This is a genomic window from Kitasatospora sp. GAS1066B (genome assembly GCF_041262605.1).
Classification (GTDB): domain Bacteria; phylum Actinomycetota; class Actinomycetes; order Streptomycetales; family Streptomycetaceae; genus Kitasatospora.
This window is the reverse complement of record NZ_JBGCCO010000071.1, coordinates 1-8,925: the sequence shown is the minus strand read 5'-3', so window position 1 is coordinate 8,925 and position 8,925 is coordinate 1. Positions and strand designations below refer to the sequence as shown.

8 protein-coding genes and 1 pseudogene are annotated in these 8,925 nt (G+C 70.0%); all 9 read left to right on the top strand.

What is annotated here, in order from left to right; translation table 11 throughout:
• Positions 1–592 (top strand): annotated as a pseudogene (locus ABH937_RS37830) (hypothetical protein); the annotation flags it as partial.
• Between the two features lie 21 nt (positions 593–613).
• Positions 614–1,876, top strand: a complete 1,263-nt coding sequence (locus tag ABH937_RS37825) for an ATP-grasp domain-containing protein (protein ID WP_370220828.1) — start codon at positions 614–616, stop codon at positions 1,874–1,876.
• Entirely contained in the window at positions 1,873–2,250 is a 378-nt protein-coding gene (locus ABH937_RS37820) for a hypothetical protein (RefSeq protein WP_370220827.1), read from the top strand. The genes ABH937_RS37825 and ABH937_RS37820 overlap by 4 nt, the downstream gene beginning before the upstream one ends.
• On the top strand, positions 2,247–4,028 hold the full coding sequence (locus ABH937_RS37815) for an ABC transporter substrate-binding protein (protein ID WP_370220825.1): 1,782 nt from the start codon (positions 2,247–2,249) through the stop codon (positions 4,026–4,028). Before ABH937_RS37820 ends, ABH937_RS37815 begins: the two co-directional genes overlap by 4 nt.
• Entirely contained in the window at positions 4,018–5,364 is a 1,347-nt protein-coding gene (locus ABH937_RS37810; protein WP_280694975.1) for a cation:proton antiporter, read from the top strand. The genes ABH937_RS37815 and ABH937_RS37810 overlap by 11 nt, the downstream gene beginning before the upstream one ends.
• Positions 5,365–5,381: 17 nt before the next feature.
• Positions 5,382–6,422 carry a 3-oxoacyl-[acyl-carrier-protein] synthase III C-terminal domain-containing protein gene (locus ABH937_RS37805; RefSeq protein ID WP_370220824.1) on the top strand — a complete coding sequence of 347 codons (1,041 nt, stop codon included), beginning with the start codon at positions 5,382–5,384 and terminating at the stop codon, positions 6,420–6,422.
• Positions 6,422–8,290 carry an HAD-IIIC family phosphatase gene (locus ABH937_RS37800; protein WP_370220823.1) on the top strand — a complete coding sequence of 623 codons (1,869 nt, stop codon included), beginning with the start codon at positions 6,422–6,424 and terminating at the stop codon, positions 8,288–8,290. Before ABH937_RS37805 ends, ABH937_RS37800 begins: the two co-directional genes overlap by 1 nt.
• A gap of 2 nt (positions 8,291–8,292) precedes the next feature.
• Positions 8,293–8,541: an acyl carrier protein gene (locus ABH937_RS37795; protein ID WP_280694971.1), complete on the top strand. Its 249-nt coding sequence runs from the start codon at positions 8,293–8,295 to the stop codon at positions 8,539–8,541.
• 48 nt (positions 8,542–8,589) lie between these two features.
• Complete coding sequence (locus ABH937_RS37790) at positions 8,590–8,919, top strand: NIPSNAP family protein (protein WP_280694970.1); 330 nt, start codon at positions 8,590–8,592, stop codon at positions 8,917–8,919.
• The last annotated feature ends 6 nt before the right edge of the window (positions 8,920–8,925 follow it).

Genomic DNA, 8,925 nt, shown 5'->3' with positions numbered 1-8,925 from the left:
CGAGCGGGAGTCGGAACGGCTCCACGACGGGCCGGTGGTCCGGCTCGGTGCCTTGTACTGCATCGGTAGCGTCATCGTGACCACGGCCAACACGCTGTTGATGGTCGTGGTGGTGCACCGGTTCCGTCAGGGCTCGGGCTTGCTCGGTGTGGTCGACGCGCTGGCCTGCGTCGGCATGCTGATCGGGGCCACGCTCTACCAGCGCTGGCAGCACCGGATCGACTACCGGCAGCTGGTCCTGTGGGGTTACCTGGTCTGCGCGTTGCTGGCGCTGGTCCAGCCGATCTCGGTCTGGACGATGCTGCCGGGCATCCTGCTGGGCGGGACGACCTTCGCACTGGGCCGGTTGCCGTCGCGGGTCGAGCTGCTGCGGGCGGTGCGCGCCGAGCGGGCCGGGCGGGTGTTCGGTACCGCCAACGCGCTGGGCCTGGCCGCCGCGGTGCTGGTCACCGTGCTGGTCGCGACGGTCTGCGACCACGCCGGAGTGATTCCCGGCTACCTCACCCTCGCGGCCGTCACGGCGCTGCCCACCGTGCTGGTCGCGGGATCGCTCCTGGTGCGCCCGAGGGCGCACAACTCGCCTCACACCTAACCCGGTTGTACGGAGAGACTCGTGAAACTGCTGACCATCGAGACCATCCAGTACCTGTCCTACTACATCTCGCGTTACCGGCAGGTCGAGGCCTTCGGCGTGGACCTGTACGTGCTGAACGGCGAAGGGACGCCCGACTTCTGGCCCGAGGACAAGTACCGGCTCGCGGGCACCCGGGACGTCGCGCGGATCGTCGAGCTGGCCCAGGAGTGGCACAAGACCGAGCAGTTCGACGGCGTGATCACCTTCTCGGAGTCGGCGGTGATCACCGCCGCGGCGGTGGCCGAGGGGCTCGGCCTGCCCGGCATCGGGGTGGAGGCCGCCAAGGCGAGCCGCAACAAGTACCTGATGCGCCAGGCGCACGAGCGCGGCGGCGCCCCGCACCCGTCGTTCCGCTACGTCGAGTCGGCGGACGAGGCCGTTGCGGCGGCCGAGGAGTTCGGCTACCCGGTGATCATCAAGCCGACCATGGGCGCCGGCAGCAACTACGTCTTCAAGGTGGACGACGCGGCCGAACTGGCCGAGCGCTTCGCCCAGGCGAGTGAGGGCATCGCGAAGATGTTCTGGGCCAACTCCGAGGTGGCCGGCCTGGATCTGGGGCCGCAGGGCCTGCTGGTGGAGTCCTTCCTGGACGGCAAGGAGTACCTGATCGAGGCGCTGGCCTGGGACGAGGAGGTCTACCTCGGGTCGGTGGTGGACCGGATCACCGTCGAGGGCGCGACCTTCGACGACGACGTGCACCACGCGCCGACCTCGATGAGCGCCGAGGACCTGCGCGCCGTCCACGAGGTGGTCAAGGCGGGCCTGTGGGCGCAGGGCCTGCGGCGCAGCGTCGCGCACGCCGAGGTCCGCTTCCACCAGGGCAAGCCGTACCTGCTCGAGATCGCGGCCCGGGTGGGTGGCGGCGGGCTGGACGAGATCGCCCGGCTGACGGCGGCCCACGATCCGATCAAGGCCGTGGCCGACATCGGCGCGGGCCGGCGTCCCGAGGTGCGGCACTTCCAGCCGACCGGGGTGCACACCGCCTCGATGTGCCTGATCAGCGACGGCGGTGTGGTGCGCGAGATCACCGTGCCGGCCGAGGTCGCCGACTCCGAGAAGGCGTTCCTGCTGAAGATCACCGCGCGACCCGGGGACGTCATCCTGCGCCCCCCGCACGGCAACACCATCTTCGGCTTCCTGGGCACCACCGGTGACTGTCTGGAGGACGCCATGGAGACGATGAACGACTTCGCCGCGAAGATCACCGTCGAGCTCGACCCGTACCCGGGGGACGTCAAATGATCGACTACGACGGCAGGCGCTTTCGCCCGGTCGGGGCGGAGCACGGCGAGTTGGGACGGGTGGCGCGCTACCGCCAGCACGGCAACCTGCTCTGGGGCGAGTTCTCCGGCGGCGACGCCCGCCGGGGCACCCTGACCGGGCTCTGCGGCCCCGACGGCGAGCTGGAGTTCGCGTACTGCGTGGTGCTGAGCGACGGGAAGGTGGTCTCCGGGCGCTGCCATTCCACCCCCACGACGCTGCCCGACGGCCGGATCCGGCTGGCCGAGACCTGGGAGCGGTACGCCCCGCACGCGGACCGTGGGGTGTCGTTCCTGGAGGAGATCGAGGCGGACACCAACGCGGCTGACGACGACGAGAGGCAGGGGCAGCGATGAGTGCCACCGAGAAGAAGCCGAAGCGGGGCGGGGTCGTCACCTGGGCCTGTGCGCCGGGGTTCCCGCCGGCGGTGATCTTCCCGTTCACCCCGGCCGAGCGGATGGGCACCCGCAACATCCTGGAGTTCCAGGCCCTGATGTACCGCACGCTGTACTTCTTCGGAAGCGACGGCGTGGCGGACGTCGACTACGCCAACAGCATCGGTGAGGAGCCCCTCTGGAGCGAGGACGGCCTGACCGTCACGATCACCGTCAAGCCGTGGAAGTGGTCCAACGGCGAGACGCTCTGCGCGGACAACGTGCTGTTCTGGGTCAACCTGATGAAGGTCAAGGGCGCCCGGTACGGCGAGTACGTGCCCGGCTACTTCCCGGACAACCTGACCGACTACGGCAAACTCGCCGAGAACCAGGTCTACTTCACCTTCGACAAGGTCTACTCGCAGCGCTGGGTGCTGTTCAACCAGCTCTCCACCATCACCCCGCTGCCCAAGGCCTGGGACCGCACCGACCAGGGGCCGGCGAACGCCTGCGGCGACCTCGCGGACGTCGAGGCGGTCTACGCCTACCTGATGGCCGAGCAGGGCGACATCGTCGACGAGGGCAACGCGCACCGCACCCGGTGGGCCGGCAGCCCGATCTGGTCCATCGTCAGCGGCCCCTGGCAGCTGAAGAGTTACACCATCGAAGGGGTCGTCACGTTCGTCCCCAACGAGCACTACTCGGGCCCGGCCAAGCCCTACCTGGACGAGTTCCGGCAGATCCCGACGTTCTCCGACGAGGAGCAGTACGCGATGCTCCAGCGCGGCGACGAGGGTGAGGACGCCGTCCAGGTCGGCTTCCTGCCGCTCAGCTTCGCCACCGAGCCGGCGGTGAGCCCGGACAAGGGCGGCCCCAACCCGCTGGCCGGCTACACGATGTACCCGCAGACCGCGTACTGCGTGCGGTACATCTCGCTCAACTTCAACAACCCGACCGTGCAGGGCAAGCTCTTCGCCCAGCCGTACTTCCGCCAGGCGCTGCAGTCCAGCCTGGACCAGGACTCGGCGGTCCGCGACGTCTACCTCGGCTACGCCTACCGGCAGAACGGACCGGTGCCGGTCTTCCCGGAGACGGAGTTCGTCTCGCCGCGCCAGCGCGAGGGCGCCTGGCCGCTGCCGTTCGACCCCGAGCGGGCCAAGCGCCTGCTGGAGGCGAACGGTTGGGACACCTCCACCACTCCGGCGGTCTGCGTCAATCCGGGCACCGGCCCCGGCCAGGCCGGCGAGGGCATCCCGGCGGGGACCTGGGCGAGTTTCCTGCTGCGCTACGTCGAGGGCCGCCCGGCGCTGACCCGGGTGATGGAGCAGCTGCGCGACGACGCCGCCAAGGCCGGTATCGAGGTGCGGCTCCAGGAGGTCTACGGCTCGGTGCTGGTGGCCGAGGACGCGCCGTGCGTCCCGGGACCGCAGGAGCCCTGCCTGTGGGAGGCGTGCAACTGGAACGGCGGCTGGGTCTTCCACCAGCCCACCGGCGAGATCCTGTTCAGCACCGGCGCCGGCGGCAACTTCGGCCACTACAGCGACCCGCGGGCCGATGAGCTGATCGAGAAGTCGGTGACCACCGACGATCCGGCGGCGCTCTACGAGTACCAGGACTACATCGCCGAGCAGGTACCGGTGATCTTCATGCCGAACTTCCCGATCCGGCTCTTCGAGGTCTCCGACCGGCTGCACGGCTTCGGCCCGGTCAACCCGTACGGGATGATCAGCCCCGAGAACTGGTACTACGTTGAGGACTGACGCGACGTTGGCCGCCGCGGCGCCGATCGCCCCGATCGGCGCCCACCCGCTGCTGGTGCTGCTGCTCCAGCTCGGGGTGCTGCTGCTGCTCGCGGTGCTGCTGGGGCGTGTGGCGGTGCGGTTGGGCTGGCCGGCGGTGGCGGGCGAGCTCTGCGCGGGGGTGCTGGTGGGCCCCTCGGTGCTGGGGACGCTCGCTCCCCGGCTCGCGGGCTGGCTGTTCCCGCACAGCGTGGAGCAGGTCCACATGCTGGATGCGGTGGGCCAGTTGGGGGTGCTGCTGCTGGTGGGGGTGAGCGGCAGCCACCTGGACTTCGCGCTGGTCCGCAGGCAGGGGCGGACCGCCGCTCGGGTCAGCTCGGCGGGGTTGCTGCTACCGCTGGGTCTGGGGGTGGGGCTCGGGTTGCTGTTGCCCGCCTCGTTGCTGGCCCCGCACGGCAGCCGGACGACGTTCGCGGCCTTCCTGGGTGTGGCGATGTGTGTCAGCGCCATCCCGGTGATCGCCAAGACGCTGCTGGACATGAATCTGCTCCACCGCGACATCGGCCAACTCACCTTGACCGCAGGGATGCTGGACGACGCGGTGGGCTGGCTGCTGCTCTCCGTCGTCACGGCGATGGCCACCACCGGGGTTAGTGGCGCGGGCGTGCTGCGCTCGGTTCTCTCGCTGGCGGTGGTGCTGCTGCTGGCCGTGGTGGCCGGCCGGCTGCTGGTCGGTCCGGTCTATCGCTGGGCCGAGCGCACCGGGGGAAGTGGCACGGTGGTCGGCACCACGGCGGTGTTGATCCTGCTGGCGGCGGCCGGGACGCAGGCGCTCGGGCTGGAGCCGATCTTCGGTGCCTTCGTCTGCGGGGTGGCCGTCACGGCGACCGGGGCGGTGAGCCCGTTGCTGCTGGCCCCGCTGCGGACCGTGACGCTCTCGGTGCTGGCGCCCGTCTTCCTCGCTTCGGCGGGGCTGCGGATGGACTTGACCGCGTTGGCCCGCCCGGCGGTGGCCCTGATGGCGCTGGCGGCGCTGGTGGTCGCGGTGGTGGGCAAGTTCGGTGGTGCCTACCTGGGGGCGCGTGGCAGCCGGCTCGGGCGCTGGGAGGCGTTGGCGCTCGGTGCGGGGATGAACGCGCGCGGTGTGGTCCAGGTGGTCATCGCCATGGTCGGGCTGCGGCTGGGCGTGTTGGACTCCGCGAGCTACACCGTGATCGTCCTGGTCGCCGTGGTGACTTCGCTGATGGCACCTCCGGTGCTGCGGTTCGCGATGGCCCGCATCGATCTGACCGCGTTGGAACAGCAACGACGGGCCGCCCAGTTCGGGCCGGCCGCCCCCGAGACTCAGAGCGTGTGAAGGGTGAGGACCAAGAGATGACGATGACGACTCAAGGCACCGATTTCGGTATCGCGGGATTCGGCTACTCGCTGGGTGTCGACCAGAAGGTCGACCTCGAGGTGGTCTCCGAGTTCGTGGACGACCCGGAGCGGGTGTTCCAGTGGGGCTACCAGACCTTCCACCGGGCGCCCCAGGACGTGAGCGCGATCGAGTTGGCGGCGCGGGCGGCCCGGCTCGCGATCGAGGACGCCGGCCTGAGCGCCGACGACGTGGACTACGTCGTGCTGGCGCTCTCCGACGTCCCCGGCTACCTCAACTGGGACGCCTCCTCCGCGTTGGCCCGCGAGATCGGGGTGCGGCTCAAGCCGAACCTGCTGCTCATGGAGGGCTGCGTCTCCGGCGTCACGGGCCTGGGCAACGTGGCCGGTCTGTTCGCCACCGACTCGAGCCTGAACAACATCCTGTTCGTCGCGGTCAACCGGGTCAGCGAGCACCACCGCAACCGGATGCGGGTCAACAACTCCATCCACAGCGACGGCGCCTCGGCGGTGATCCTGCGCCGTGGCCACGAGTTCGGACGGTGGCTGGCGACCGTGCAGTTCACCGACCCGGACGTGGCCGACTGGTTCCGGACCGACTTCGGCGGCGAGGTGGCGCCGGTGGCGCCGGCCGACTGGTCCGCCAAGACCCAGGCGAACGGCCTGGAGGCGGTGGTCGACCACTTCCGCACCGATCCGAAGGGGCTGCGCGACTTCGTCGCCGCGCTCAACCAGCGGCTGGTCGAAGTGACGGACTGGGCCTGCGCGAAGGCCGGCGTGGAGCGCGATTCCATCAAGAAGATCATCCATCTGAACGACAACCAGGGCTCGTTCGAGGAGATCGCCGAGGCCTTCTGTGTCCCGGTCAGCTTGACCAACGCCGAAGTCGCCGCCCAGCACGGCCACATGGGCGCGGCGGACCATCTGGTGACGCTCGCCCAGTACACCCGTGGTGGCGAGCTGGTCTCCGGCGACCTGGTCGCGTTGATCGGCATCTCGATCGGTATGCGGTGGTACTGCACCCTGGTCAGGATCTGATGCCCGAACTCGTCGACGCACTCAAGGCGGCCGTGGGGGCCGGCACGGTTCCCGGCCCCGACCTGCGCCTCGCGCTGATCCAGACCGACGATGCGAGCGTGCTGCGCAAGGCCGGCCGGGCGCTGGCCAAGTTGACCGATCCGGACGGCAGACTGCGCCCGCTGCGCCTGTCGGTGGTGGCCGCCTGCACGGTCGGCCCGCTCGAATCCCTGCTGCGCGCCTGCCTGGTGGGCGCCGGAGCGTGTCCGGCGATCGAGGTCACCCCGTACGGGGCCTTCGAACTCACGCTGGCCACCGGCGGGTTCGACCGCTCCAGCGAGCTGCTGCTGTGCCTACTGGACGAGTCCTACTTCCTCCCCGACGACCTGGACGTCACCGCGCCGCAGGCTGCCGGGCCCTATCTGGAGGAGCGGCTGGCCCAGTTGAGCGGGCTGCTCGGCGCGGCGCTGCGCGGCAGCGAGGCGACCTTGGTGCTGCACACCGTCCCGCTGCCGCGCGCGCTGCGCGACACGGTGCTCAGTCTGCGGGCCAGGGGCGCGTTGACCAGGCTCTGGCACCGGCTCAACGCCGGGCTGCTGGAGCTGGCCGAGGAGCATCCGCAGGTGCAGGTCGTGGACCTGGTCGGGTTGCTCGCCGAGTCGCAGGTGGCCGCGCGTGATCAGCGGCTGCACAAGTACGCCGATCTGCCCTACACCGACGGGGCGTTGCTGATCCTGGCCACCGAGGTACGGCGCATCGCGCAGGCCCGCTCGGGGCTGTCCAGGAAGGTGCTCGCGCTCGACCTGGACAACACCCTGTGGGGCGGGGTCCTGGGCGAGGTCGGCCCGCAGGGCGTCGAGCTCGGCGGGCTCTACCCGGGCAAGAGCTTCGCGGATCTGCAACGCACCGTCAGCCGGCTGCGCGAGCAGGGCGTGGTGCTCGTGCTGGCCAGCAAGAACGACCCGGACCCGGTCGACGAGGCGCTGCGCCGGCATCCCGCGGTGCTGCTGCGGCCCGAGGCCTTCTCGGTCAGCATGGTCAACTGGGCGCCGAAGGCGGGCAATCTGCGCAAGGCCGCCGACGCGTTGGGGCTGGGTACCGACTCGTTCGTCTTCATGGACGACTCGGATTTCGAGCGTGGTGGGGTGGCGGCCGAGCTGCCGGAGATCGCGATCATCGACGCCAGTGGCGAGCCGGCCCAGCTGGTCGACTCGCTGGTGCGCCACGGGTGGTTCGACGTGGTCGAGTTGACCGGTACCGACCGCAGGCGGCCCGAGCTCTACCGGGCGCGCGGCCTGCGCAACGACTTCTCCGGTGGCTTCAGCCGGGCGGAGGACTACCTGAAGGCGCTCGACCTGACGGTGGCGATCGAGCCGGTGACCCGGTTCACCGTTGCCAGGGCCGCTCAACTCGCGGCTCGCACGAACCAGTTCAATCTGACCGGGGTGCGGTTCGACGAGGCGGCCACCGCCGCGATGATCGATGCCCCCGACAGGTTGGCGCTCACCGTCTCGGTCACCGACCGGTTCGGGGACGAGGGCCTGGTGGGTGCCCTCTGGGTGGAACGGACCGCGCGGCGCTGGAGCGTGCTCAATCTGGTGCTGAGCTGCCGGGTGCTGTCCCGGGGGGTCGAGTTCGCGATCGTGGGCCGGCTCGCCGAGTTGGCCGAGCAGGCCGGGGCCCAGGTGCTGGAGGGTCGCTTCACCCCTTCGGCGAAGAACAGTGTGGCGGAGGGGTTCTGGGAGAAGGCGGGGTTCGTCCCGGAGGGTGGCGGGGTCTTCACCTTCGCGCCGGGCAGGATGCCGGACCCGACCCCGTCCTGGATCACCCGTGTGGACAGCGCCGGGAGCGCCAAGAGCGTCGATCGCGTCGAGAGCGAGGAGCAGTGACCATGGGGAACACCGTCGATTCGGTCGGCGCCGAGGTGCTCGAGGTGCTCGGCGAGGTGTTGAGCCAGGACCCCGAAGCGCTCAGGGCACAACCGGTGCTGGCCGGTTACGACTGGGACAGCCTGGCCTCGCTGGAGGCGCTGGCGCAGTTGGAGAGCGCCTTCGGTGTCCGTCTTGACCTGCGGGCCTTCCAGGCCGTGCGGACCGTCGAGGAGATGGCGGCCCTGGTGGCCGCCACGCTGAACAGCTGACCTGGGACGTTTCTGACGTCATGTCAGATCATGCAAGGAGAGTGCATCATGAGCCTGCTGGAGATCCGCCTGTTCACCGTGCGGCCGGGCGGCCGTGAGGAGTTCGACCGGGTCAGCCGGGAGGAGACGATCCCGATGATGCGCCGCTGGGGCATCAACGTGATCGCGTTCGGTCCCGCGCTGAACACCGAGGACGGGTACTACCTGATCCGCAGCTTCCCTTCCGAGGAGTTGAGGGTCTCCGTCCAGGAGGCCTTCTACGCGAGCGCCGAGTGGGAAGAGAACTACGACAAGAAGGTCACCGAGATGATCGCGGACTACCACACCGCGCTCGCCCCGCTGACCGCTGACCTGTCCACCGGCCTGAAGGGCCTCTAGGCCCTG

Bases quoted from the DNA above. Each gene is read 5' to 3' on its own strand.
- ABH937_RS37805 (WP_370220824.1), top strand. From the start codon at position 5,382: ATGACGATGACGACTCAAGGCACCGATTTCGGTATCGCGGGATTCGGC.
- ABH937_RS37790 (WP_280694970.1), top strand. From the start codon at position 8,590: ATGAGCCTGCTGGAGATCCGCCTGTTCACCGTGCGGCCGGGCGGCCGT.
- ABH937_RS37815 (WP_370220825.1), top strand. From the start codon at position 2,247: ATGAGTGCCACCGAGAAGAAGCCGAAGCGGGGCGGGGTCGTCACCTGG.
- ABH937_RS37795 (WP_280694971.1), top strand. From the start codon at position 8,293: ATGGGGAACACCGTCGATTCGGTCGGCGCCGAGGTGCTCGAGGTGCTC.
- ABH937_RS37800 (WP_370220823.1), top strand. From the start codon at position 6,422: ATGCCCGAACTCGTCGACGCACTCAAGGCGGCCGTGGGGGCCGGCACG.
- ABH937_RS37820 (WP_370220827.1), top strand. From the start codon at position 1,873: ATGATCGACTACGACGGCAGGCGCTTTCGCCCGGTCGGGGCGGAGCAC.